This is a genomic window from Opitutaceae bacterium, from assembly GCA_015075305.1.
Classification (GTDB): domain Bacteria; phylum Verrucomicrobiota; class Verrucomicrobiia; order Opitutales; family Opitutaceae; genus UBA6669.
The window spans coordinates 882,023-906,505 of sequence record JABTUS010000001.1; the positions used below are offsets into that span (position 1 = coordinate 882,023).

At 58.5% G+C, this 24,483-nt stretch carries 30 protein-coding genes; all 30 read right to left on the reverse strand.

The genetic code is table 11. From position 1 onward, the window contains the following. Positions 1-76: 76 nt before the first annotated feature. Positions 77-523, reverse strand: coding sequence for a 50S ribosomal protein L15 (gene rplO, locus HS122_03670; GenBank protein ID MBE7537493.1), 447 nt, complete (start codon positions 521-523; stop codon positions 77-79). A gap of 83 nt (positions 524-606) precedes the next feature. Next, positions 607-1,233: a 30S ribosomal protein S5 gene (rpsE, locus tag HS122_03675; protein MBE7537494.1), complete on the reverse strand. Its 627-nt coding sequence runs from the start codon at positions 1,231-1,233 to the stop codon at positions 607-609. An 11-nt stretch (positions 1,234-1,244) separates the two neighbouring features. Next, the gene (locus tag HS122_03680; protein MBE7537495.1) at positions 1,245-1,607 is read right to left on the reverse strand and encodes a 50S ribosomal protein L18; all 363 of its coding nucleotides are present in this window, start codon (positions 1,605-1,607) and stop codon (positions 1,245-1,247) included. An 89-nt stretch (positions 1,608-1,696) separates the two neighbouring features. Then, complete coding sequence (rplF, locus tag HS122_03685; GenBank protein ID MBE7537496.1) at positions 1,697-2,236, reverse strand: 50S ribosomal protein L6; 540 nt, start codon at positions 2,234-2,236, stop codon at positions 1,697-1,699. 17 nt (positions 2,237-2,253) lie between these two features. Continuing rightward, positions 2,254-2,646, reverse strand: a complete 393-nt coding sequence (rpsH, locus tag HS122_03690; GenBank protein MBE7537497.1) for a 30S ribosomal protein S8 — start codon at positions 2,644-2,646, stop codon at positions 2,254-2,256. Between the two features lie 85 nt (positions 2,647-2,731). Next, a complete protein-coding gene (gene rpsN / locus HS122_03695) occupies positions 2,732-3,037 on the reverse strand; it encodes a 30S ribosomal protein S14 (GenBank protein ID MBE7537498.1) in 306 nt (101 codons plus the stop codon). A 17-nt stretch (positions 3,038-3,054) separates the two neighbouring features. Next, positions 3,055-3,624 (reverse strand): 50S ribosomal protein L5, encoded by a 570-nt coding sequence (gene rplE / locus HS122_03700; protein ID MBE7537499.1) that lies wholly within the window; start codon positions 3,622-3,624, stop codon positions 3,055-3,057. A 113-nt stretch (positions 3,625-3,737) separates the two neighbouring features. Continuing rightward, positions 3,738-4,016: a 50S ribosomal protein L24 gene (gene rplX, locus HS122_03705; GenBank protein ID MBE7537500.1), complete on the reverse strand. Its 279-nt coding sequence runs from the start codon at positions 4,014-4,016 to the stop codon at positions 3,738-3,740. Positions 4,017-4,027: 11 nt separating this feature from the next. Then, positions 4,028-4,393 (reverse strand): 50S ribosomal protein L14, encoded by a 366-nt coding sequence (gene rplN, locus HS122_03710; protein MBE7537501.1) that lies wholly within the window; start codon positions 4,391-4,393, stop codon positions 4,028-4,030. 35 nt (positions 4,394-4,428) lie between these two features. Then, the gene (gene rpsQ / locus HS122_03715) at positions 4,429-4,779 is read right to left on the reverse strand and encodes a 30S ribosomal protein S17 (protein ID MBE7537502.1); all 351 of its coding nucleotides are present in this window, start codon (positions 4,777-4,779) and stop codon (positions 4,429-4,431) included. Between the two features lie 4 nt (positions 4,780-4,783). Next, on the reverse strand, positions 4,784-4,984 hold the full coding sequence (rpmC, locus tag HS122_03720) for a 50S ribosomal protein L29 (protein MBE7537503.1): 201 nt from the start codon (positions 4,982-4,984) through the stop codon (positions 4,784-4,786). A 33-nt stretch (positions 4,985-5,017) separates the two neighbouring features. After that, positions 5,018-5,440 (reverse strand): 50S ribosomal protein L16, encoded by a 423-nt coding sequence (gene rplP / locus HS122_03725; protein ID MBE7537504.1) that lies wholly within the window; start codon positions 5,438-5,440, stop codon positions 5,018-5,020. Positions 5,441-5,487: 47 nt separating this feature from the next. Continuing rightward, a complete protein-coding gene (gene rpsC, locus HS122_03730; protein MBE7537505.1) occupies positions 5,488-6,123 on the reverse strand; it encodes a 30S ribosomal protein S3 in 636 nt (211 codons plus the stop codon). A gap of 8 nt (positions 6,124-6,131) precedes the next feature. After that, a complete protein-coding gene (rplV, locus tag HS122_03735; GenBank protein ID MBE7537506.1) occupies positions 6,132-6,473 on the reverse strand; it encodes a 50S ribosomal protein L22 in 342 nt (113 codons plus the stop codon). 151 nt (positions 6,474-6,624) lie between these two features. After that, positions 6,625-6,903, reverse strand: a complete 279-nt coding sequence (gene rpsS, locus HS122_03740; GenBank protein ID MBE7537507.1) for a 30S ribosomal protein S19 — start codon at positions 6,901-6,903, stop codon at positions 6,625-6,627. 24 nt (positions 6,904-6,927) lie between these two features. Next, a complete protein-coding gene (rplB, locus tag HS122_03745) occupies positions 6,928-7,803 on the reverse strand; it encodes a 50S ribosomal protein L2 (GenBank protein ID MBE7537508.1) in 876 nt (291 codons plus the stop codon). Positions 7,804-7,832: 29 nt separating this feature from the next. Beyond that, positions 7,833-8,114 (reverse strand): 50S ribosomal protein L23, encoded by a 282-nt coding sequence (gene rplW / locus HS122_03750; protein MBE7537509.1) that lies wholly within the window; start codon positions 8,112-8,114, stop codon positions 7,833-7,835. Position 8,115: 1 nt separating this feature from the next. Beyond that, a complete protein-coding gene (gene rplD, locus HS122_03755; GenBank protein ID MBE7537510.1) occupies positions 8,116-8,751 on the reverse strand; it encodes a 50S ribosomal protein L4 in 636 nt (211 codons plus the stop codon). Positions 8,752-8,771: 20 nt separating this feature from the next. Further along, positions 8,772-9,425, reverse strand: coding sequence for a 50S ribosomal protein L3 (gene rplC, locus HS122_03760; GenBank protein MBE7537511.1), 654 nt, complete (start codon positions 9,423-9,425; stop codon positions 8,772-8,774). Positions 9,426-9,532: 107 nt separating this feature from the next. After that, a complete protein-coding gene (rpsJ, locus tag HS122_03765) occupies positions 9,533-9,841 on the reverse strand; it encodes a 30S ribosomal protein S10 (protein ID MBE7537512.1) in 309 nt (102 codons plus the stop codon). A 17-nt stretch (positions 9,842-9,858) separates the two neighbouring features. After that, a complete protein-coding gene (fusA, locus tag HS122_03770; protein MBE7537513.1) occupies positions 9,859-12,045 on the reverse strand; it encodes an elongation factor G in 2,187 nt (728 codons plus the stop codon). Between the two features lie 11 nt (positions 12,046-12,056). Continuing rightward, positions 12,057-12,530 (reverse strand): 30S ribosomal protein S7, encoded by a 474-nt coding sequence (gene rpsG / locus HS122_03775; GenBank protein ID MBE7537514.1) that lies wholly within the window; start codon positions 12,528-12,530, stop codon positions 12,057-12,059. Positions 12,531-12,553: 23 nt separating this feature from the next. Then, positions 12,554-12,937, reverse strand: coding sequence for a 30S ribosomal protein S12 (locus HS122_03780; protein MBE7537515.1), 384 nt, complete (start codon positions 12,935-12,937; stop codon positions 12,554-12,556). A 446-nt stretch (positions 12,938-13,383) separates the two neighbouring features. Beyond that, positions 13,384-17,556 (reverse strand): DNA-directed RNA polymerase subunit beta', encoded by a 4,173-nt coding sequence (rpoC, locus tag HS122_03785; protein ID MBE7537516.1) that lies wholly within the window; start codon positions 17,554-17,556, stop codon positions 13,384-13,386. 57 nt (positions 17,557-17,613) lie between these two features. Further along, positions 17,614-21,408: a DNA-directed RNA polymerase subunit beta gene (gene rpoB / locus HS122_03790; GenBank protein MBE7537517.1), complete on the reverse strand. Its 3,795-nt coding sequence runs from the start codon at positions 21,406-21,408 to the stop codon at positions 17,614-17,616. A gap of 207 nt (positions 21,409-21,615) precedes the next feature. Next, positions 21,616-21,993: a 50S ribosomal protein L7/L12 gene (rplL, locus tag HS122_03795; GenBank protein MBE7537518.1), complete on the reverse strand. Its 378-nt coding sequence runs from the start codon at positions 21,991-21,993 to the stop codon at positions 21,616-21,618. A 157-nt stretch (positions 21,994-22,150) separates the two neighbouring features. Then, the gene (locus HS122_03800; GenBank protein ID MBE7537519.1) at positions 22,151-22,645 is read right to left on the reverse strand and encodes a 50S ribosomal protein L10; all 495 of its coding nucleotides are present in this window, start codon (positions 22,643-22,645) and stop codon (positions 22,151-22,153) included. An 18-nt stretch (positions 22,646-22,663) separates the two neighbouring features. Then, positions 22,664-23,359, reverse strand: a complete 696-nt coding sequence (locus HS122_03805) for a 50S ribosomal protein L1 (protein ID MBE7537520.1) — start codon at positions 23,357-23,359, stop codon at positions 22,664-22,666. A 93-nt stretch (positions 23,360-23,452) separates the two neighbouring features. Then, entirely contained in the window at positions 23,453-23,878 is a 426-nt protein-coding gene (gene rplK / locus HS122_03810; protein MBE7537521.1) for a 50S ribosomal protein L11, read from the reverse strand. 23 nt (positions 23,879-23,901) lie between these two features. Continuing rightward, on the reverse strand, positions 23,902-24,480 hold the full coding sequence (nusG, locus tag HS122_03815) for a transcription termination/antitermination factor NusG (protein ID MBE7537522.1): 579 nt from the start codon (positions 24,478-24,480) through the stop codon (positions 23,902-23,904). Positions 24,481-24,483: the final 3 nt, after the last annotated feature.

Below are 24,483 nucleotides of genomic sequence, written 5' to 3' on the forward strand. Positions count from 1 at the left end.
TGGGAATCTGGAAACGCGATGGAGTTCAAACGACGCAAAAAACCGCGCAGGTATGCGCGGTTGAACCTTCGGCGTATCAGGCTACGATTGCCTGTCCGCCGGCGGCTTCGATTTTTGCCTTGGCCGACGCTGAAAACTTCGCCGCGGTCACCTTGATCGCACGGCCTATCTCACCGTCACCCAGAACTTTCAGGAAGGTCTCATCCTTGCGAATCAGTCCGCTGCGGGAAAGCACCGCTGCATCCACCTCGGTGAGCGAGGCGTCGAGCGAGGCAAGGTCACCGACATTGACAATGGCCGGTGCGACGCGGAATGCAGCCTGATTGAATCCCCTGTGCGGGAGCTTGCGGTAAAGCGGCATCTGACCGCCTTCAAATCCCGGACGGATGCTGCCACCGGAACGGGCCGTCTGACCCTTTCCTCCGCGCGTAGAGGTCTTCCCGTGGCCACCGCCTTCGCCGCAGCCGACACGTTTGCGACGATGCACGGCACCGGGGACGTTCTTGAGTTCGTGAAGTTTCATAAAGGATTCCTGGATGCGCCATTCCCGTTGCAACGGAAACGACTCGGATTGGACGAATGATTGGATGCGCGAAGATCTTCCGATCAAGCCTTGCGCAATGCTGCGATGTCATCCGACAAACGCAGTTGGCGGAGCGCCGCAACAGTCGCATTGACAACGGCGATGTGGTTCTTGGACCCCATCGATTTCGTCAGAACGTTTTTCACACCAGCCGCCTCGAGGACCGCTCGCACACCACCGCCCGCTATGAGGCCAGTGCCGGGAACCGCGGGCTTCAGCAGAACCTTGCCGCCATCAAAAGTACCGAAGACTTCGTGGGGAATGGTATCACCCTTGAGCTTCACGTTCACGAGCCGCTTTTTCGCATGTTCGGTGCTCTTGCGGATGGCATCAGGCACCTCGTTGGCCTTGCCCAGTCCGACGCCGATGTTGCCCTTCTGGTCCCCAACGACCGCAAGGGCTGAAAAGCTGAAGCGACGTCCACCCTTAACCACCTTTGCGCAGCGGTTGATGAAGACGACCTTCTCAAGCATCTCCGGCCCATCGCCCTTTGGAGCGGAGTTGTCGCGGCGATCACGCCGTGGACCCGAGCCATCCCGGCGAGGACCACGTCCGTCGCCGGGGCGGTTTGAACGTCGTGCAGCAGGGCGAACTTCGGTCGCGGGGGCGACGGGGGTTGATTCAGTGGTGGAAACAGGATCAGTGCTCATGAGCAGGGAGGTTAAAACACCAGTCCGCCTTCGCGGGCGGCTTCGGCAAAGCCCTTGACCTTGCCGTGATAGCGGGCGCCACTGCGGTCAAAAATCACAGCGGAAAGACCCGCAGACTTGGCTTTGTCGGCAAACGCCGAGCCGAGTACCTTCGCTCCGGCGAGGTTGGCCTTGATGTTTTGTTTGCGGAGAGAGGGGTCGAGGCTCGACAGAAACACGAGCGTGGCACCTGCTGAGTCGTCGATGGCCTGCGCGTAAATATGCTTGGCGCTGAATTTTACGCTCAAACGCGGACGAGCTGTGGTACCGTTGACCTTCTTCCGGATGCGCCAGCGGCGCTTTTGGAGAAGGTCGGCTTTTTGAATGGTGTTCATTGAAACAAATTAGAATTGAATGTGGCCCGTTCCGAGGAAGTAAGCGGATTCTCCCACAGGAGAACGGTTCCGGCATTCGCGTTTGGAGCTTAGGCGACGGTCTTGCCTTCCTTGCGACGGACGCGCTCGCCAACAATACGCACACCCTTGCCCTTGTAGGGCTCCGGCGGATAATAGCTGCGGATTTCCGCGGTCACGGCGCCGACGAGCTGCTTGTCAGCTCCCTCAATCTTCAGCTTGGTTTGATCCGTGATGGTGATCTTGATGCCCTCGGGAATATCGAACAAAATGGGGTGGGAATAGCCGAGGGAGAAATCGATCTGCTTTCCCTTTTGCGTGGCCTTGAAGCCGACCCCCTGAATCTCGAGCTCCTTTTCAAAGCCCACCGACACACCTTTCACCATGCCGGCGACCACGGAACGGGCCGTGCCGAACATTGCCCGGGAAAACCGGGTGTCTTCGGTGGGCTCGAAACGAACTTTCTTGTCGGAGACTGAAATCTTCACGACAGGCGCGAACGTCTTGTTCACCTTTCCCTTGGGACCTTCGACATGCACCGTGTTGCCCGGCTTGACGTCGACCTTGACCTTGTCGGGGATGGAAACGGGTAGTTTGCCAATGCGACTCATAATGTTGCGCTCCTCGGTTACCAGACGTTGCAGATCAATTCGCCACCGACCTTGTTGCGGCGGCAATCCTGGCCCTTCATAAGGCCACTGGCGGTGGACAGGATGCTGATGCCGAGTCCATTCAGGACACGGGGAATTTCGGCGTATCCGTAGTAGAGGCGGCGACCGGGCGTGGACACACGGTCAAGATTCGTGATCGCTGGCACCTCGTTCACGTACTTGAGCTTCACCACGAGCGTCTTGTGGCCCAGTTCGTCCGTGCCATCGGAATAGTCCGCAACGAAACCTTCGGCCTTCAGAATCGCGGCGATGCCCTCCTTCATCTTGGAATGAGGCGCGACGGCCTCCGCCTTCCTTGCCGCCGACGCATTGCGAAGGCGCGTTAAAAAATCGCTGATCGGATCAGTCATGGTTGGATGGATTTGGCTGGCTGCCGGATCATATCCTGCACCGCACAGGCGATGCGACCTCCGGCAAGCTAGAGAATGAGAGAATTTACCAGGATGATTTCGTGACTCCCGGGATCTTGCCCGCCAGGGCGAGTTCGCGGAACTGGATGCGCGACACCCCGAACTTGCTGATGTAGGCGCGTGGGCGGCCACTCATTGAGCAGCGATTGCGCACGCGAGTCGGGGACGAGTTGCGGGGAAGCTTCTGCAGTTTCTTCTGAGCGGCAAAGAATTCTTCGTCACTCGTGCCCGGATTGACCAGAATGGCCTTCAGTTCCGCTCGCTTGGCGGCAAACTTTGTGGAGAGCTTCTTGCGCTTTTCATTGCGCTGAATGGCGGAGGTTTTCGGCATGACAGGGAGGCGTTGAATTAAGCGGCTGCCGCCTTTGCGGCTTCTGAACGGCGGAAGGGCATGCCCAGCAGTCTGAGCAGTTCACGGCCCGCATCATCCGTTCCGGCCGAGGTTACGATCGTGATGTCCAACCCCATGGACTTTTTGACGTTCTCCACGGTGATTTCCGGGAAGATCGTGAAATCGGCTATGCCGAGGTTGTAATTTCCCCGCCCATCGAGCTTGGTTGGCACGCCACGAAAGTCACGGATCGTCGGCAAGGCAACAGCCAGCAGGCGATATAGGAATTCCCACATGCTGTCTCCCCGCAAGGTGACATACGCCCCCACCACCTGCCCCTGGCGAAGCTTGAAGTTGGCAATGGCCTTTTTGGACTTCGCGAGCACGGGTTTCTGACCGGCAATCAAGCCGAGATCCCGGGAGACATCTGTGATAAGATTCTTGTCGGCGTCCGAATCAATGCCCGTATTGAGAACGATTTTGATCAGGCGCGGAACCTGATGCTTGTTTTCATAGCCCCGGCTCTTCTTGAGCTCGGGAACCACGGTATTGACGTAGAACTGTTTGAGTGAAGGTGAGGCGCTCATGAGATGGGCCACCGGGTTTCCAAGCCGGCAGCGGATGAGTGATGATGAGATGAGAGAAAAGGATTAATTAGGCCATTGTCCGCCGTGCGGTGGCAAGAGCGTTCTGGCCAAAATCAAGTTGCAACCGTGGCTGACGTCGTCGGGCGACGCTTGCTGGCGTCATAACGCGACTTCAATTGAAGGTTCGACGCATGAATTGAACCTTCGCGCTCCGCTATGGTGCCATTCGGATGCTCCTGCGATTTCTTCAGGTGTCGCTTGATCATGGCAACACCTTCGACCCGAGCACGTTGCTTGTCGGAAACAAGCTCGAGGATCTTGCCGCTCTTGCCCTTGTGGGATCCGGCGATGACGACGACGTCGTCGCCGCGTTTGAGATGGGATTTCGACATGGTCGTGTGAGTTACAGCACCTCGGGGGCGAGCGAGATGATTTTCATGAAGTTCTTGGCGCGAAGTTCCCGGGCCACCGGTCCGAAGATGCGGGTGCCGCGCGGATTGCCATCCGCGCCGATGATGACGATCGCATTGGAATCGAATCGCAGGTAACTGCCGTCTGAGCGGCGAACTGGAGCGCGCGTGCGAACGACAACCGCCTTCGCAACCTCGCCCTTTTTCACTGTTGCATCGGTCGTGCTTTCCTTGATGTGGACCGTGACGATATCGCCAACGCCGGCCGTGGCGGTATTCTGCCCCTTGCGGGAAATGTATGCGGCCTTGCGGGCACCGGTGTTGTCGGCGACTTCTAGAATGGAGCGGAGTTGGATCATGACGTACCTCCTGGAGGTTGAGGATTCAATTGTGATCAGTCCTTTGACGCTGCGGACGCGTTGGGAACTGTCTTCTTTGTGGGCACTGCAGCGGCGACATCGGTTTCGCTGATGGCGACGGCGTCTGACGTGGCTGCCCGGGAAACGATGCTGACGATCCGCCAGCGCTTCAAGCGACTGAGCGGGCGGGTCCCCATCACCTGCACCTTGTCACCAACACGCGTGTCATTCTTCTCGTCATGAACGTGCAGCACGGTCTGACGATTGATCACCTTGTGGTAGCGCGGATGCGGCGTCTTGTAGGGAATCGTTACCTTGACAGACTTGTCGCCGGAACGGCTGGTTACTATCCCGGTGACGGTTTTTCGAGAATTGCGAGTGGACATGGCTTTAGGCGGCTTTTGCGCCCTTCCTGGCGCTGGCTGCAGTCATCAGGCGGGCGATGGTCTTCCGAAGTGAGCGAATCTCGTGGGTCTTTTCGACCTGCCCCGTGTGTTTGCGCAGGCGCATCTGAAGGAGCGCCTCGCGGGATTCGCGAAGCTTGGTCTCAATTTCAGCCGGAGTGAGTTCCTTGATTTCTTTCGCTGTCATGGCGGCGTGTTTTGATGGTTTTCTGGCAGCGGACTAGGCGGCCGCATTCTCGCGCACGATGAATCGGCAGCGGAAAGGAAGTTTCGCATCGGCCAGGCGGAAGGCCTCCTTTGCGATGCTCGCCGGAACACCGGAAAGCTCGAAAAGGACGGCGCCGGGTTTGATGATCGCGACGTAGTACTCGACCGGACCCTTGCCCTGACCCATGCGGACCTCGGCCGGTTTCTTGGTGATGGGCTTGTGAGGGAATATTCGAATCCAGAGTTTCCCTTTGCGCTTCAAGTGGCGGGAGATCGTGACGCGGGCAGCCTCGATCTGCTGGCCGGTCATGGGTCCACGGGAAAGGGACTGAAGCCCGAAGTCGCCGAAGGCAAGGGTGTTGCCGCGCTTGGCATTTCCAGCGCGGGATCCCTTCTGGGACTTGCGATATTTGGTACGGGAAGGAGCGAGAGCCATGGCTAGCTAGGTTTGTAAATTTGGAATCCTGAATTTGAGATCGAACCTCAAACGGTCGCGTCGGCTTCCTTTTTGCAGATCCAGCATTTGACGCCGATCTTGCCATAAACGGTCTGGGCTTCAGAAAACCCGTAATCGATGCTTTCACGCATGGTATGCAGGGGCACGCGTCCCTTGCGCTGCCATTCGCGACGGGCGATATCGGCGCCGCCGAGGCGGCCTGAACACTGGATGCGGATGCCCTCGGCACCAAGCGCCATCGCCATTTCAACGGCCTTCTTCATTGCGCGCCGGAAAGCGATGCGGCGTTCCAGTTGGAGAGCGACGTTCTCGGCAACGAGCTGCGCCTCGATCTCCGGCTTCTTAACCTCCTGGATGTCGAGAAGGATCTCCTTGCCGGTGAGCTTTGCCAGCTCCTCCTTGATTTTCTCCACCTCCTGGCCCTTGCGTCCGATGACGACTCCAGGACGGGCGGTGTAGATCTTTACGCGGACGCGGTTGGACGCGCGCTCGATGAAGATGCGCGGGACTGATGCCTGCTTCAGTTTCTCCATCAACTTCTGGCGGATGATCTGATCCTCGAGAAGCAGTTTGGGGAAATCCTTTTTCGTCGCAAACCAGCGGGACTGCCAGTTACGGCGTACCGCGAGGCGGAAACCTACGGGATTGGTCTTTTGGCCCATGGTGTGTGTTAGTTGGCGTCTCCGTCGGTGAGGACGATGGTAATGTGGGACATCTTCTTCCGGCGCGGCATCGCTGTGCCGCGGGCACCGGCCTTGAATCGCTTGAGCACGGGGCCCTGGTCGACAATCGCGGATTTCACGATCAACGCATCAGCCGAGAGATTGTTGTTGTTTTCCGCGTTCGCGATCGCGCTCTTCAGCGTCTTTGCGATGAGGCGGGCGCTCTTGCGCGGGATCACGCCGAGAAGGTCGACGGCGTCAGGAGCAGTGCGCCCCTGAATGGTACGGGCCACCTCGCGCACCTTCTTGGGTGACATGCGAGCGTAGCGGGTGATGGCTTGAACTTCCATGATGACAATGTGGATTCCCTCGTCCTGCGAGGGCGACAGCGGGAGTTGCGTGGAGCGGACTCCTCTGCCCTTTGTTCGATTGATGATTGAAGTTTGATTCTGCTGGTGTCAGCCGGCCGGGCTGGCGGGCGGCTCTCACCAGGAAACGGGCTTAGATTTCCTTCCGGGTCATGCCACCGTGCGCCTTGAAGACACGTGTGGGGGCAAATTCGCCAAGCTTGTGACCCACCATGTTCTCAGTCACGTAAACGGCGACAAACGCCTTTCCGTTATGAACATTGAACGTAAGCCCGACAAAGTCGGGGGTGATCGTGGATCGGCGGGACCAGGTCTGGATCGGCTTCTTGTGTGAGCCGGATTTCTGCGCTTTTTCGACTTTCTCCGAGAGGTGATAGTCTACGAAGAAGCCTTTTTTGATGGAACGGGCCATGGTAGCGAAGGTAGCTGGATTGGATTACTTCTTGTTGCGCGGCGGACGGCCGTTGTGACGAACCAGAATCTGGGAGCTCGTCGGTTTTGACCGACGGCGCGTGGGAAAGCCCTTCGCCAACTGACCCCAGGGGGACACCAAGTGCTGGCGACCGCCACCACCCTTTGACTTGCCCTGTCCACCGCCATTGGGGTGGTCAACAGGATTCATGGCCATGCCACGGACGCGCGGGCGGCGCCCAAGCCAGCGATTGCGACCGGCCTTGCCGAGCGACTCGTTGGTGTGATCGGCATTGCCGACCTCCCCGATGGTGGCCCGGCAGCGGGCATTCACCATGCGGATTTCCCCCGACGGCATCTTGAGCTGTGCGACGCCATCGTCGACCGCCACCAGCTCGATCGATGTGCCGGCAGTCCGTCCGAGCTGCGCGCCCCGGCCCGGATAGAGCTCCACGCAATGCAGCTTGGTCGCCGGCGGAATCAGTTCGAGCGGGAAGTTGTTTCCAACCAGGAAGTCGTTTGTCGTAGCCTTGCTCGCCGCGACAATGGTCGTCCCAACCTCGAGGGAGAGCGGGGCGATGATGTAACGCTTTTCCGCACCGGCATCCTGATACTGGACCAGCGCAATGTGGGCGGTGCGATTGGGATCGTATTCAAGGGCGATCACCTTGGCGGGCACGTCGAGCTTGTCGCTGCGCCGGAAGTCAATGATCCGGTAGAGCTGCTTGTGGCCGCCTCCCCGGCGGCGCGACGTGATCCGACCGTAGACATTGCGCCCGCCGGTCTTCGGCTTTGGTTCGGTGAGTGCACGCTCCGGACGCTTCTTGCTCAGGGAGGGATTCCGATTGAGCAGGGTGAAGCGCTGGGATGGTGTGAGTGGACGAAAGGGTTTCAGTGCCATGGGATGTTTCTCCTGATGGAGGTTCGCGATCAGACGAGTTCGATCTTGTCGCCGGCCTTGAGCGTCACGATGGCCTTCTTGAAATCGGAGGTCCTGCCGGGCCTGCCCGAACGGCCGCGTTTGTTCTTTCCGCTGTAGTTCTGGATGTTAACGCGGGTTACGCTGACCTTGAAAGCCTGCTCGACGGCACTCCTCACCGCGCCCTTGGTGGCATCCGGGTACACCTCGAACGTGTACTGCCCAAGATCGGAGGATGCCTTCGTGGCCTTTTCCGTCAAACGGACAACTTTGAGAATCGAATGAGAGTTCATCTTAGTTCTGAGCCCCCTTAACGCGGGCGAGGACGGCATCCATGGCCGCCGCGCTGAGGATGATTTTCTTGTAATGTGCCAGATCGAGCGTGTTGAGCTTCGAAGCCTCCTGAAGCGAAACGCGGGCCAGGTTGCGTGCGGCGCGCGCACTCTCGGGCGCAAACGGCGCATCGACGAGCAGAAGCCTGCCCTTTGGCTCGATGCGTTTGACGACCTCGCTGGCGGTCCGGGTCTTCGCCGTGGGAAACGAGACACTGTCGATGACAACGAGTTCTCCCGCCGCGGCGCGATCGTACAGGGCGCGGCTGAAGGCAAGATCCCTGACCTTGCTGTTGATCTTCTTCGAAAAGTCGCGCGGACGCGGACCAAACACCACTCCACCGCCCACCCAGAGTGGCGAGCGAATGGATCCGGCACGTGCGCGCCCGGTGCCCTTCTGTCTCCACGGCTTTTTTCCGCCTCCGGAAACCTCACCGCGGGTCTTTGTCGAACGAGTGCCCTGCCGCTGATTGGCGCGGATGGCAACTATGACTTCCTTGACGGCCTGAACACCCTTGTCTCCCTCAAAAACCGGGAGATTGGGGAAGTCCTGTTCGCGGGATGTGGTGCCGTCTGAACTGTAAACTTTCAGCTTCATTGCTATGGGATGATCGAAGGTTAGGCGCTCGCTTTCGGCTGGCCCTTGATTGCGGTGCGCACGATGACGTCATCGCCGTTGGCACCCGGAATGGCGCCTTTCACGAGAAGAATGTTCTTTTCGGGAAGCACCTTGACGATGCGCAGATTCTGAACCGTGCGGCGCTCAGTGCCCATGTGGCCGGGCATTGCCTGGTTCTTCCAGGAGCGACCGGGTGTCTGTCTCATGCCGATGGAACCGATGCGGCGATGAAACATGGACCCGTGCGAGGCCGGACCGCCGGCGACGCGCCAGCGACGAACCACTCCCTGAAAGCCCTTGCCCTTGGTGATGCCTGTCACATCGACAAACTGGCCTTCCTTGAAGGTTTCGACTGTAATGACGTCACCCTGCTTGAGGGAGGTCCTTTCCGCCAGGCGAACCTCGCCAAGGACACGCGGGGCAGAAGCAAGGCCGGCCTTCTTTGCATGACCGAGCTCGGCTTTGGATGCGTTCTTCTCCTTCTGCTGGGAGAAGCCCAGTTGGACGGCATGATAACCGTCTGCCTCCTGGGTCTTGATCTGGACCACGGCACAGGGTCCAGCTTCAACCACGGTGACGGGGACCAGGACGTTTTGGGCGTCGTAGACCTGCGTCATTCCGAGTTTTTTACCGATGAGTGTACTGATCGACATGGGCTAAGCGGTAGGTGGAAAATTTCCGTTTAAGTTGCCTACATTAGCGATTCCGGCTTGGCACCGGAGTGGCCGCTAAACTGTTGGTTGATTCTGCCGGGCGCAGATTAAACGTTGATGGTGATATCCACGCCGGAAGGCAGGTTGAGCTTCTTGAGCTCATCCACCGTCTGCGCGGTTGGTTCGATGATATCGATGAGACGCTTGTGAGTGCGAGTCTCAAACTGCTCCATCGACTTCTTGTCCACATGCGGCGAGCGGTTGACGGACAGCTTGTCGATGCGTGTGGGCAAAGGAATGGGGCCTGAGACGCGTGCGCCTGAGCGCTTGGCGGTCTCAACGATCTCAAGGGCGGACTGGTCGATGACTCGATAGTCGAAACCCTGAAGCTTGATGCGGATGCGTTGGCCTTTCATGGCAAATGATGCTGAAATTAAGTACGAGCGGGAGCCTTGACAGACGACTCCACGATCTTGGTGAGGAGCGAGTTTGGAACTTGCTCAAAATGCGACGGTGTAATGGACGCGCTCGCCCGACCCTTGGAGAGGGAACGGATGTCGGTGACGTAACCAAAGAGGGATTCGAGCGGCACATTCGCGGATACGATGCAGGCACCGTTCTTGTTTTCCATGCCCTGAATCTGACCGCGGCGGCGATTGATGTCGCCCATCAGGTCTCCCTGGTATTCATCCGGCGTCGTCAGTTCGACACCCATGATCGGCTCGAGAAGGATCGGCTTGGCCTGCCTCATCGCCTCCTTGAAGGCAAAGATGCCGGCCATCTTGAATGCCAGCTCGGAAGAATCGACCTCGTGGAACGAACCGTCGATGATGCGAACAATGACGTCGACGACCGGGTAGCCGGCGACAACACCATTGTTTGCGCCCTCGAGAATGCCTTCGGTCGACGGCTTGATGAATTCCTTCGGGATAACGCCGCCAACGATCTCGTTGACGACCTCGACACCCTTGCCCTTTTCGTTGGGCTCAATCTTCACGACGACATGGCCATACTGTCCCTTGCCGCCGGATTGACGGATGAACTTCCCTTCGCCCTGCGCCGGAACCGTGACAGTCTCGCGATAGGCGATCTGCGGCTTTCCAACGGTCGCCTCGACCTTGAACTCGCGCTTCATTCGGTCGACGATGATTTCAAGGTGAAGTTCACCCATGCCCGCAAGGATGGTCTGACCCGTGTCGGTATCGGTCTTTACTCTAAGCGTCGGGTCCTCGGCCACCAGCCGCTGAAGCGCTGTGCCAAGCTTCTCCTGGTCACTCTTCGAGTTCGGCTCGATTGACATCGCGATGACGGGCTCCGGGAACGACGGCGGCTCAAGCCGGATGTCGTAGTCCTCATCGCAAAGCGTATCGCCGGTGATGACATCTTTCACGCCCACGAGCGCGCAGATGTCGCCAGAATAGGCGGCATCGATTTCCTCGCGATCCATCGCGCGCATGAGCACAAGTCTGGAGACTCGCTCGGAGCGGCGGGTGCGTGGATTGTAGAGGGACATGCCCTTGGTGACCTTTCCGGTGTAAACACGGTAGAACACGAGCTTGCCGACAAAGGGATCGGTCCAGAGTTTGAACGCGAGACCAGCCAGCTTGCCCTTGTCGTCGACAGTCGCCTCGACCTCGTTGCCATCGCTGTCCTGACCCTTCATCGGTGGAACATCGATCGGGTCCGGCAGGTAGTTGACGACGCAATCGAGCAGGCGCTGGATGCCCTTTTTCTTGAAGGCAGAACCGGGGACGACACCCGTAAACTTCATCGAGCAGGTTGCCCTGCGAACGGCAATGATGAGCTCTTCGGTCTCGATCTCCTGTCCTTCTAGATACTTGGAGGCAATGACGTCGTCGAAATCGGAAACCGCCTCGATCAGGCGCTCGCGGTACTTTTTCGCCTCGTCCGCATATTCAGCGGGAATGGGCGAAGTGACCGGAACCATGCCAAGCTCGTCGGTTGTGTCGGCAAACACGTACGCCAGGTTCTGCACGAGATCGATGACCCCGTTGAAATTTTCCTCCTTGCCGATGGGAATATAGAGGGGATGTGCGTTGGCCTTCAGCTTCTCGCGCATCTCGTCGATGGCCCGGAAAAAATTCGCGCCGGTGCGATCCATCTTGTTGACGAATGCAATTCGCGGGACGCCGTACTTGTTGGCCTGGCGCCAGACAGTCTCGGACTGCGGCTGCACGCCGGCGACCGCGCAGAAAACCGCAATCGCGCCGTCGAGCACACGCATGGAGCGCTCCACCTCTGCGGTGAAATCGACGTGACCGGGGGTATCGATGATATTGATGCGCTGCTTGATTCCCTTCCAGGGACCGTAGGAGGCGTTCCAGGCGCACGAAATGGCTGCAGCAGTGATCGTGATGCCGCGCTCGCGCTCCTGCTCCATCCAGTCGGTCACCGCGGTGCCTTCATGCACCTCGCCCATCTTGTGGACCGCGCCGGAATAAAAGAGGATGCGCTCGCTCGTGGTGGTCTTGCCGGCATCAATGTGGGCGGCGATGCCGATATTGCGCGTCCACTCCAGCGGGAAGGACCGCTCGCGTGCGTTGGCAGGTGAAACCTTGTTCTTGTCGGTGACGACACCGATGCTGATCTGCGATGACATGCTCTTGGTCCTTACCACCTCAGGTGGGCAAACGCTCGGTTGGCCTGGGCCATCTTGTGCGTGTCTTCCTTCTTCTTCACAACCGAACCCGTGTTGTTGTAGGCGTCGACGATCTCGGCCGCCAGGGCATCGCGCATCGGCACACCCTTGCGTGTCCCGGCAGCGGATACCAGCCAGCGCAGGGCAAGGCTCTCCTGGCGTTCGAACGAAATTTCGATGGGCACCTGATAGGTCGCTCCACCGACCCGGCGGCTCTTGACCTCGAGACGCGGGCGGGCGTTCTCCATGGCGCCGATCAGCAGATCGACGGGATCACCCTTCTCAAGCTTCTCGGAAACCTTCTCAAAGGCACCGTAAACAATGCGCTCAGCGAGATTCTTCTTCCCGCTTTTCATGATGACATTGACGAGGTGCGCAACCAAGGGGCTCTTGTAGCGAATGTCCGGCTCAATGCCGCGCTTATCTGCTCTGTGACGACGTGACATGGTCTAAATTCTCCTTGTCGGGGTTATTTCTTCGCCGCCTTCGGGCGTTTCACACCATACTTTGAGCGACTCCGACGGCGTTTCTCGACACCCGTCGCATCAAGCGTTCCGCGAACAATATGGTAGCGCACACCAGGCAAATCCTTCACGCGGCCGCCGCGAATCAGCACAATCGAGTGCTCCTGCAGATTGTGCCCCTCGTCCGGGATGTAAGAAATCACCTCGTTGCCATTGGTAAGCCGGACCTTGGCCACCTTGCGGATGGCCGAATTGGGCTTCTTCGGAGTGCGGGTCATAACCTGCACACAAACACCGCGACGGAAAGGATTCCCATCCAGGGCCGGCGACTTGGACTTCACACGGATGTTCCGGCGGCCTTTGCGCACGAGTTGGTTGATGGTCGGCATACTAGATTGATGGTCTCGGAAATGGCGAAAAGACGCGGAACGTACCAACGCGGACAGATGCGGCAAGAAGAATCTAAAAGAAACTCTCGCTCCCTCTGAAAATTGGCCGAATCACCTCAAAAAAGCACCTTGGCGAATCCATCAAAAACATCAATGTCGGCGGGGGGTATTCCCTGCCCTCCATTGGAGACTCAAGCTTCCATTCGTCTCCATGGCGCGGCCAGCGTCGCAATCACAGTCAATAAGAAAATCGCCCGGTCTCGAAAGACCGGGCGAATAATAGCCCGGAGCTAGGCTCAACAGGCTATTTTGGCGGGAGGGATGTAAAGTAGAGTGCCGATACCGGAAACTCGCAAGACCTAATTTCGCCGTTTCTCGATTGAAAGTAACAAAAAACCGCAACCCAAATGGGTTGCGGTTAGAGAGTTAGCACTCAGCAATCAGGATCAGGCTGAAGTCGCTGCGGGCGCGGCCACCGCTTCTTCCAAAACTGCAGCCGGGCTTTCGGTGGAGACAGACTCCTCGCCGAATGGGAGGCTGATACGGAGTTGCTTGTAGGTAGGCAACCCTGTGCCAGCAGGAATCAGGTGACCCATGATGACGTTTTCCTTGAAGCCCTTCAACATGTCGACCTTCCCCAGCGTCGAAGCGTCCGTTAGGACCCTCGTCGTTTCTTGGAACGATGCCGCTGAAATGAAGGATTCCGTTTCAAGCGAAGCCTTGGTGATGCCAAGCAGGATTGGCTCAGCCTCGGCTGGCTTTCCGCCGGCCTCCTCGATCCGCCTGTTGTTGGCTAGGAACGCAGCCCGATCCACCTGTTCGCCCCAGAAGTATTCGCTGTCACCGGGATCGGTTATGCGAACCTTTCTCAACATCTGGCGAATGATGATCTCGATGTGCTTGTCGTTGATGGTCACACCCTGCAACCGATAGACACCCTGAACCTGTGCGATTAGAAAATCGTACAATGCACTGGGTCCGAGGATTTCAAGGATCTCGTGCGGATCAGCAGAGCCTTCAGTCAGGTGCTGCCCCTTGTGAACAACATCGCCGGGCTGCACGATGATCTGTTTGCCCGTCTGAATAAGGTGCTCTTCTTCCTGAGCGGTTTCATCATTCTTGACGACGAGCTTGCGCTTGCCGCGAACGGTTCCCTCGAAGGAAACGATGCCATCGATGCGCGCCATCTCGGCGGCATCCTTGGGGCGTCGCGCCTCGAAGAGTTCCGCAACTCGTGGCAGACCACCGGTGATATCCTTGGTCTTGGATGCCTGGCGCGGCGTCTTGGCAAGGAGTGCACCGGGAGCGATGACATCAGCCTCGTTCACCACGATCTGCGCGCCAACCGGAATGGAATAGGCGGCCAGCGGGCGATTGGAACCATCCCTGACTTCAATCTGGGGATTGAGGTCCTCCTTGTGTTCGATGACCACGGTGGCAATGCGACCGGACGATTCGTCAAGTTCGCGCTTTACCGTGACGCCTGGAATCATGTCCTTGAACACCAGCGTGCCTCCCTTTTCGGAAAGCACAGGCACGTTGTATGGATCCCATTGTGCCAGCAGGGCTCCTTTTTCAATTTCCTCGCCATCTCCAACATGGAGGAAGGATCCCACAACGATATTGTGCGATTCCAGCTCCTTCTGGTCGGAGTCCAACAGGACGATCGAGCCCGTCTTGTTGAGCACGATGTTGCCTCCGTCAGCGGTCTGCACCAGGCGCAGGCCACGATACTTGATGATGCCAGCCGACCGGACGCGGATTTCGGGAGTCTTGAATCCGCCTGACGCAACGCCGCCAATATGGAACGTACGCATCGTGAGCTGGGTTCCCGGCTCGCCGATGGACTGCGCCGCGATGATCCCGACAGAGTCGCCGATCTTCGCCATGCGATTCGTCGCGGGATTGATGCCGTAGCTGCGTGCATCGATGCCATGAGGGCTGATCGACGTCAGCGGGGACATGACCTTCACCCGCTCGATTCCTGACTCGACGATGGCTGTTGCAAGTTCCTCGGTGATGAGTTCGCCGGATCCAATCAGTCGCTCCGCTGGATTCAATGGATTGAAGACATCGTCGCTGGAGCAGCGACCCACTATGCGTTCGCGCAGACCAACCATTTCATCGTCACCCTCATAGATGGCTTTCTTCCAGATGCCGTCCCGCGATCCGGAATCGTCCTCGGCGATGATGACATCCATCGCGACATCACACAGCTTGCGTGTCATGTAGCCCGCGTCGGCGGTCTTCAGTGCCGTGTCCGCCAGGCCCTTGCGCGCACCGTGCGTGGAGATGAAATACTCAAGAACCGTCAGGCCTTCGCGGAACGAGGACAGAATCGGGCGTTCAATGATTTCTCCCGACGGCTTGGCCATGAGTCCGCGCGTGCCGCAGAGCTGGCGGACCTGCTGCTTGTTTCCGCGGGCACCGGAATCCATCATGATGTAGACGGGATTCACCTCGTTGCGCCCCTCGTTGCTTTCAAGCTTGGAGAACACCGCCTTGGCAATCCTGTCGGTCGCACCGGTCCAGATGTCGACGACCTTGTTGTAGCGTTCGCCATCGGTGATGATGCCCTTGTTGAACTGGCCTTCGACTTCCGAGATCTTCCTGCGGGAATCCGCCACGATCTCCCGCTTGTCCTCCGGGATGATCATGTCGTCGATTCCAATCGAGATGCCGGCCTGAAAGGCGGTCTGGAAGCCGAGTTCCTTGAGTCGGTCAAGCATGTCGACCGTGACACTGTTGCCGGCCACCTTGTAGGTGTTCAGAATCAAATCGCCCAGCTTGCTCTTGGGCACCGGGAAATTGACAAAGCCTAGTCCGGCCGGCCAGAGCTGGTTGAAGATGACGCGTCCGACTGTCGTACGAAGAACCTTCTTATCAGAATTTCCATACACGGTCTCGCGGCCGAAGTCCGGATTTGGAATGTCGACCCAGTCATGCACACGAAGCGCGCCATCGGCCTTTGCGTAAAGGACCTCCTGCAGACCGCTGAGAAGGGGCGTGCGCTGCTCCTTGGTCGGCTTCCTGCGGGGTTCGATCGTCAGGTAATACGCTCCCAGGACGATGTCCTGTGACGGCGTGAGAATTGGTTTACCGGACGATGGCGAGAAGATGTTGTTCGTCGACATCATCAGGAGCTTGCACTCGAGCACGGCTTCCAGCGAAAGCGGCACATGCACCGCCATCTGGTCGCCGTCGAAGTCCGCATTGTAGGCGGTGCAGACAAGCGGGTGCACACGGATGGCCTCGCCCTCAATCAGGACGGGCTCGAAGGCCTGGATCGACAGACGGTGCAGGGTTGGTGCGCGGTTGAGCAACACGGGATGCCCCTTGGTAACCTCCTCAAGGATGTCCCAGACCTCCGGCGACTTCTTCTCAATCATCTTGCGGGCGCCACGCACCGTGTGGACAAAGCCGAGTTCCTTGAGGCGCCGGATGATGAACGGCTCAAAAAGGACAAGCGCCATCTTCTTGGGAAGGCCGCATTGGTTCAGCTTGAGCTCCGGTCCGATGACGATGACGGAACGGCCCGAATAGTCGACGCGCTTGCCAAGAAGGTTCTGGCGGAAACGCCCCTGCTTGCCCTTGAGCATGTCGGAAAGCGACTTGAGCGGACGATTGCCCGCACCCGTCACCGGCCGGCCATGACGGCCATTGTCAAAGAGGGCATCCGCGGCCTCCTGCAGCATGCGCTTTTCGTTGTGAATGATCACATCGGGCGTCTTGAGCTGCATGAGATTCCGCAGACGGTTGTTGCGGTTGATCACACGGCGGTAGAGATCGTTGAGATCGGACGTCGCAAAACGGCCGCCCTCAAGCGGAACAAGCGGGCGCAGGTCGGGAGGAATCACCGGCAGCACCTCCAGAACCATCCATTCCGGGCGTGACTTGGAGTGGATGAATCCCTGGATGACCTTGAGGCGCTTTGACAGCTTCTTCTTGATCTGCTTCGAACGGGTCGCGCGCATCTGCTCCTGGAGTTCAGCCACCGTGGCCGGCAAATCCATTCCCTTCAGCGCCTCGCGCACCGCCTCGGCACCCATCTTGGCGACAAATGAATCGTCGCCGTATTCATCGAGCGCCTGGCGATATTCCGTGTCGGTGAGCAGCTGTTTGTGCTCGAGCGGGGTCTTGCCCGGGTCAATCACCATGAAATTCTCATAGTAAATGACGCGCTCCAGGGAGCGGGCGGTCATGTCGAGCAGCAGGCCAAGACGGCTTGGCATGCTCTTCAGGAACCAGATGTGGGCGACGGGAACCGCCAGTTCGATGTGGCCCATGCGCTCGCGCCGGACGCGGGCGATGGTCACTTCGACGCCGCAGCGGTCACAAACCACATCCTTGTACTTGATGCGCTTGTACTTTCCGCAGGCGCACTCGTAGTCGCGAACCGGACCGAAGATCTTCTGGCAGAAAAGCCCACCCGGCTCGGGCTTGAATGTGCGGTAATTGATCGTTTCGGGATTCTTGACCTCTCCCTTCGACCATGCGCGGATTGTTTCCGGAGAGGCGACGGTGATTGAAACACAGTCGAACTGATTCTCGTCGAGACCGAGCGCAGAACGAACCTCGTCGCGGCTGGAGGCGGCGGTTTCAGCTGGTTGGATGCTCATTTGATTTTCCCTTGAATTTGATTAAATGGAATGGATTGCACGAAGGACTCGTGCGTATCAGGCGCCCAGACCCAGCGCATCCCGCTTTGCGAGCTTGATGTCGAGGCCCAGTGACTGGATTTCCTTGATGAGGACGTTGAAGGACTCGGGTGTGCCGGCCACCAGGGTGTTATCGCCCTTGACGAGTGACTCGTAGATCTTGGTGCGGCCCTGCACGTCGTCAGATTTGACGGTGAGCAGTTCCTGAAGCGTGTGGGCGGCTCCATAGGCCTCGAGCGCCCAGACCTCCATTTCGCCGAATCGCTGGCCGCCGTACTGCGCCTTGCCGCCAAGCGGCTGCTGCGTGACGAGTGAGTAGGGCCCGACCGCACGCGCATGGATCTTGTGGGACACAAGGTGGTTGAGCTTCATCATGTAGATGTAGCCGACCACGACCTCCTGGTCGATTTTCTCGCCCGTGCGTCCATCGAACAGCGTGCTCTTCCCGGAGTTCGGCAGGCCGCCCTGCTTCAGGTAGTCGCGCACCTTCTTCTCGGGGATGCCGTCGAACACCGGAGTCGCCACCTTGATTCCGAGCTTCTTGCATGCCCAGCCCAGATGGGTTTCGAGGACCTGCCCCACGTTCATGCGCGATGGCACGCCCAGGGGATTCAGGCAGATTTCAACCGCCGTGCCATCCGGCAGGAACGGCATGTCCTCTTCCGGAACGATCTTGGCGACGACGCCCTTGTTTCCGTGGCGACCCGCCATCTTGTCACCGACCTCGAGCTTCTGCTTCGTGGCGATGTAGACCTTCACCTGCTTGATCGCGCCGGTTCCGGAGTCCTCACCCGCCTCCACGCCTTGGATCTTGCGTTCGCGGTCGCCCTCGAGCTCGTCAAACTTGCCCTGATAGGAACCGATGATCTCCATGATCTTGATTCGAACCGGCGACGGATCGATCTCGACGTGCTTGGAGACTGCGGCGAGCTTGCGAAGCAGCGTCTTGGTGATCTTGCGGTTCGCCGGGATGATGATTTCACCCGTCTGCCCATTGACCACGTCGAGCGGAATTTTCTCACCAAGCAGTATGTTGGAGAGCGCCTCGGTGAGGGACTCGCGAAGCTTGTCCATCTCCGTCTTGTAGTCCTCCTGGATCTGCTTGATCTGGCGGCGGCGGTCGGATGGCGAAAGCTTCTCCTGCTGATTGTCGATCCGCGAGGAGACCTTGACGTCCATGATGATGCCGGAAACGCCCGAAGGCACCACCAGCGACGTGTCCTTCACGTCAGCGGCTTTTTCGCCGAAGATCGCACGGAGGAGCTTTTCCTCGGGAGCGAGTTCAGTCTCGGATTTCGGAGTGATCTTGCCGACAAGGATGTCCCCCGGCTTCACCTCGGCGCCAATGCGGATGACACCGTTGTGATCGAGATTCTTGAGGGCCTCTTCGCCCACATTCGGAATGTCTCGAGTGATTTCCTCGGGGCCAAGCTTGGTGTCGCGCGCGGTTACCTCGAACTCCTGGATATGGATCGAAGTGAAGATGTCCTCCTTCAGCACCTTCTCCGAAATCAGGATCGCGTCCTCGAAGTTGTAGCCGTTCCACGGCATGAAGGCGACGAGCACGTTTCGGCCGAGAGCCATCTCGCCCTTGTCGGTGGACGGTCCGTCGGCAATGACGTCGCCCACCTTGACCTTCTGCCCCTTCCTGACGATCGGCTTCTGGTTGAAGCAGGTGCCCGCGTTCGATCGCATGAACTTGCGCAGCTCATAGACGGCCACGCCGTTTTTGGAATCGCTCTTGGGATGCTTGTCGAAATTTTTTGGAATCTCTCCGTCGCGCGTCGTGACAATGCGCTTCGCATCGACGGATGCGACTATTCCGGAATCCTCCGCCACGACGACGATCTTTGAGTCGCGTGCGACACGCTCCTCGATCCCGGTTCCGACAAAGGGTGCCTCAGCCTGAAGCAACGGCACACCCTGGCGCTGCATGTTCGCACCCATGAGCGCACGATTCGCATCGTCGTGCTCAAGGAACGGAATCATGCCGGCTGCGATCGAGATGACCTGCTTTGGAGACACATCCATCAGGTGGACTTCACTTGCCGGAACCTCGAGGAAGTTGCCGTCCTGACGAACGGTGACCTTGCCGACAAAGTTGCCCTTGTCATCGATCTCGGCATTCGCCTGCGCGATCACCTTGCCCTCCTCCTGGTCGGCTGTGAGATAGTCGATCTTGTCCGTGGCGCGTCCATCCTTCACCACGCGATAGGGCGACTCGATGAACCCGAATTCGTTGACGCGTGCATAGGTGGACAGCGAGTTGATGAGACCGATGTTCGGTCCTTCAGGTGTTTCGATCGGGCAGATCCGCCCGTAGTGGGAGGGATGAACGTCGCGCACCTCAAAGCCAGCGCGGTCGCGATTGAGCCCCCCGGGTCCGAGGGCGGAGAGACGCCGCTTGTGCGTCACCTCGGCCAGCGGATTGATCTGATCCATGAACTGGGAAAGCTGGGAACGCGCGAAGAAATCGCGGATGACTGTCGTGAGAGCCTTTGGATTGATCAGCTTCTGCGGCGTGATCGAGTCGACGCTCTGATCGTACATTGTCATGCGCTCGCGCACCAGTCTCTCCGTGCGGGCAAGACCCACGCGGCACTGGTTGGCGAGAAGTTCGCCAACTGTGCGAACGCGACGGGAACCGAGGTGGTCGATGTCATCCACCACCCCCTCGCCGCGCTTGAGACGAACCAGATACTTCGTCGCACCCACGACGTCACCAGCCTCGAGAATCCGCTGTTCGAGGTCGACCTTGAGTCCGAGCTTCTGATTGACCTTGTAGCGGCCCACACGACCGAGATCGTAGCGCTTCGGATCGAAGAACAGGCGCTTCAGCAGGGCCTTGGCATTGGCGGTCGTCGGAGGCTCGCCCGGGCGCAGGCGCTTGTAGATCTCCTTGAGGGCCTCCTCCTCATTGCGCGTGGGATCCTTCTTGAGCGCGCGGATGATCGCGCCTTCGTCGGCCGCGGTGTCGATCACGCGGATTGCATTGATGTCATGTTTCTCGAACGTGCGGACAATCGCCTTGGTCAACGGTTCAAAGGCGCGTGCGAGCACGACGCCCTGCTGGGCGTCAATTGCATCTTCGACGAGCACCAGGGTGCTGACGTTCTCCATGTCGAGCGCCTTGGAGACCTTGAGCTCCTGGATCTCGTAGAAGAGATTCAGGATGTCGATGTCCGCGCTGTATCCCACTGCGCGCAGCAGCGTCGTGATGAGAAACTTCCTGCGGCGGCGACGGCGATCGAGATAGACGTAAAGGAGGTCATTGTTGTCGAACTGGACCTCGAGCCAGGTGCCCCGGTCGGGAATGATGCGGAACGAATGGAGCAGCTTGCCGTTCGGATGCGGTGTGACCTCGAACGCGATGCCCGGGGACCGGTGGAGCTGGGAGACCACCACGCGTTCGGCGCCGTTGATGATGAAGGAGCCGCGCTCCGTCACCATGGGGATTTCGCCCATGTAGATCTCCTCATCCTTGATGAAGTCCTCCTCCCGGAGGCGAAGCTTCACGTAGAGCGGGACAGAGTAGGTGATTCCATCCCGGATGCACTCGATCTCGCTGTTCTTCGGCTCACCGATTGCATAGGAGACATACTCGAGCACCAGTCGCCCGTCATAGGACTCGATCGGAAAAACCTCGCGAAAGACAGCCTCCAGTCCCTGGTTCTTTCGTTGCCTGTCGGGAGTGCCCTTCTGCAGGTACTCCAGATAGGAGCTGATTTGCAGCTCAATGAGATTGGGCGGCTGGATAACTTCGCGAAGCTTTCCGAAGTTAATGCGGTCTGCGTGATTGCTACGATCGGCCATGGGAATTCCCGAGTTGAATGACAAAGCTGCTACAAGTGAAAGGAAACACTCAGATGCGTGTGTTCAGAGGCACGATCCGGTTCGTCGACGGATCCAGTGCCATGACTAACAAAGAACATATTACGAAAAAGGCAAAGGACAGGCCACGCTGAAGTGCGGCCTGTCCCGAAGAAATCGCGGTATTGAGCGAGTTTAACGCCAAACTTCTTACTTTAGCTGAACCTTGGCACCGGCGGCCTCGAGCTTCTTCTTGATCTCCTCGGCTTCGGCCTTCGCCACGTTTTCCTTCACCGGTTTGGGCGCACCGTCAACGAGGTCCTTCGCTTCCTTCAGGCCGAGGCCGGTGATCGCGCGGACCTCCTTGATGACGCCAATCTTGTTCGCACCGGCTTCAGCCAGAACGATTGTGAATTCCGTCTGCTCAACCGCAGCAGCGGCGGCCGGAGCCGCAGCTCCACCCGCTGGCGCAGCTGCAACGGCAGCGGCGGCGGAAACTCCCCACTTGCCTTCGAGATCCTTGACGAGGGCGGCGAGGTCGAGAATCGACTGGCCGGACAGCCATTCGATGACTTGGTCTTTGGTGATGTTGCTCATTTGACAGTCTCCTGAAGCGGATAGCGGTTCAATGGGAACTCGTTTAAGGGACGTATCCCCTAGCCTGCTTCGTTAGAGGTTTTGGGATCGCCGATGCGGGCGCTTGCACGCCTTGGCGGCGAAAAGTTTATCGGTTGATGATTGTTTTTCAGGAAGCGGCAGCCGGAGACTCCTTCTTGACCCTGGCATCCAACACGCGAACGAAGGATGCCGCGGTGCTCGTGAAGAGACCGAGCAATTGTGCGCGCAGCACGTCGAATGGCGGCAGTTCAGCAATCTGCTCCAGCTCTCCAGCCGAGATGATCTTGCGGTCGATGACGCCAACCTTGACCTCAAGCTTCTTTTTCTCGTCGAAGAACCTCTTGAGGACCTTTGCGACGCCTGCCGGGTTCTTGCCACCCACGACAACCGCCGTGGGACCGGACAGACTGCTTTCGATCTCAGGCAGGCCGAGCGCCTTGGCAGCGACACGCAGCGAGCTGTTCTTGACGACATGATATTCGGCCTTCTCAGTCGCGAGCTGGGACCGGAGTTCAGCGACATCCGCCACGGTGACCTTGGAGAAATTGGCGAGGATCACGTAGTCGCTCTTCTTGAGGTGCGACTCGACCTCTGAAATGAGGTATTGTTTTTCTGCTCTCATGATAGGATCGGTCTCCGCTTAGAACTTGGAATACTCCGTCGTGGCGAGGCGGACTGAAGGGCTCTGTGATGACGACAGCGCCACGTTCTTGATGTATACGCCCTTGAAGGCCGCAGGCTTGGCCTTGCCAACCGCATCGATGACGGCCGCCGCGTTCTCAAGGATCTGCTCAGCGCTAAAAGACCGCTTGCCGACGCCAACCCCAATGTTGGCGGCCTTGTCCATCTTGAACTCGACGCGCCCAGCCTTCACCGCCTTGATTCCTCCTGCAATATCGTCGGTGACAGTGCCGGACTTGGGATTCGGCATCAGGCCCTTGGGGCCGAGAACCCGGGCGATCGTTCGCACGGTCTTCATGGCCTCGGTGGTCGCGATGGCGACATCGAAGTCCAGCCAGCCCTCGTTGATCTTGGCCATCATGTCCTGAAGACCCGCATGATCAGCGCCTGCATCAAGCGCCGCCTTGGCGTTGTCCGTGAAAACAAGGACGCGCACTTTCTTGCCGGACCCGTTTGGCAGTGGCGTGGTTCCACGGATCATCTGGTCTCCCGCTGTCGGGTCGACGCCGAGGCGAAAGGAAAGTTCGACAGTCTCGTCAAACTTCGCCTTGGGGAATTTCTGAAGGATGTCCACGGCTTCCTTGAGCGCGTACTCCTTCGTCAGATCGGCGGCCTGTTGGGCGCCCCGATATCGTTTGCTTTTTTTGGCAGGCATTTTTTCTCCTCGCGGTTCAAGCGTCCAATGGGGACTCCCGCATGGATGGTTTTGAGTACGGCGAAAACGAGTTCCGCCAGATTGAGTTGCAGATCAGTCGACGACATCAATGCCCATGTTGCGGGCGGTGCCGGCAATGACCTTGATTCCAGACTCCTCGTCCTTCGCGTTCATGTCCTTCGCCTTGAGCCTGTAGATTTCGGCGAGCTGCTTGCGGGTGACCTTGCCCACCTTGTCCTGGTTGGGCTTGGCGGAACCCGATGCGATGTTCGCCGCCTTCTTGAGCAGAACGGAAGCGGGAGGGGATTTGAGAATGAAGGTGAAGCTCTTGTCAGAATAGACAGTGATCACCACCGGGAGGATCATCCCATTCTGGTCCTTCGTGCGCGCGTTGAACTCCTTGCAAAACGCCATGATATTGACACCCTGCGCGCCGAGTGCGGGACCGACCGGCGGCGCCGGATTTGCGGCTCCGGCGGGGAGTTGTAGGCGAACGTAACCTTGGATCTTCTTGGCCATGATTGAAGTGCGTGAAAATTGCCTTATTCGGTCATTCGTTGAACCTGCCAGTACTCGAGTTCGACAGGTGTGAAGCGGCCGAAAATGGAAACGGAAATCTTGAGCTTGCCGCGTTCGGGATCGATTTCGTCAATGCGCCCGGTGAGATTGGAGAATGCGCCGTCAGTCACCTTGACCTCTTCACCAACCTCGTATTGCACCTTGGGGACTTCCTTGCCGGAAGCCGCCTCGATGCGCGCACGGATTTCTGTTATTTCCTCCTCGCGCAACGCCGCCGGGCGCTCGCCACCCACAAAACCGATCACCCCGCCAACCTCCTTGACGAAGTACCATGGCTTGTTGATGACCTTGCCGTCCTCACCGTACAAGCGCATCTGGATGAAAACGTAGCCAGGATACAGCTTGCGGGTCTTTGTGGTCTTCTTCCCACCCTTTACTTCAGAGACGATCTCGGTCGGCAGCAGAACCTCGAATATGTAGTCATCCAGTTCCTCGGCCTTCTTGAACTTCTCTATGTAGAGCTTCACCTTCCCCTCCTGGCCGGAAAGCGTGTGAAGGGCGAACCACTGGGAGCCAACGGGAGCTGATGTGGAGGATGCCATGTC